Raw genomic sequence first — 542 nt, forward strand, 5'->3', positions numbered from 1 at the left:
AGATCAAAAGCTTTGCCCACTACTTGTGGGGAGAGTCCATATACGCATTGTTAGGCGTGTTACTTAGGTAGGTTTTTGGTTGGAGTTCTGCTCCATTTTCCTTTTTTGTCGTTGTAGCTATACCACCACACGACGGATTTTTGATTTGGTATTGAGGTGCAGCTCAAATCTGCCTCTATATAGTATGTGGTTCCGCCCATTCTTCTTTCTTTATCTATTTTTGAAATCTTGCACACTGAGGTTTCTCTGGCTAAGTCTCCCTCAAAGTCGGGCTTTCCTTTCTGAATGATGTTTGCAATTTTATACAGCCCTCCGGTTACGAAGGGCGATGCAATTACACTAACGAAGGTGACAGCTAGGCATTTAATGTAAAAGCCTCGTTGATATTTTAGTTTGAAAATTATCAGTTGAAATGCAGCAATGGATCCAGCCCAGAATAGGAATAGCACTCCTCCTGCTAAGGCAGCTCCCCAGCTTCTGGAGTTTGTGAATCGCCCCGGCTTTTGTGGAGGCTGTTTCGTTTAAGTCAGGCCGCCATGGCC

1 protein-coding gene is annotated in these 542 nt (G+C 44.3%); it reads right to left on the reverse strand.

Going from position 1 to position 542, the window contains the following annotated elements:
* Window positions 1-59: 59 nt before the first annotated feature.
* Window positions 60-449 (reverse strand): hypothetical protein, encoded by a 390-nt coding sequence (locus tag F3I16_RS20965; RefSeq protein ID WP_160495453.1) that lies wholly within the window; start codon window positions 447-449, stop codon window positions 60-62.
* Window positions 450-542: the final 93 nt, after the last annotated feature.

The sequence above is a fragment of the Pseudomonas sp. L-22-4S-12 genome, assembly GCF_009799935.1.
Classification (GTDB): Bacteria; Pseudomonadota; Gammaproteobacteria; order Pseudomonadales; family Pseudomonadaceae; genus Aquipseudomonas.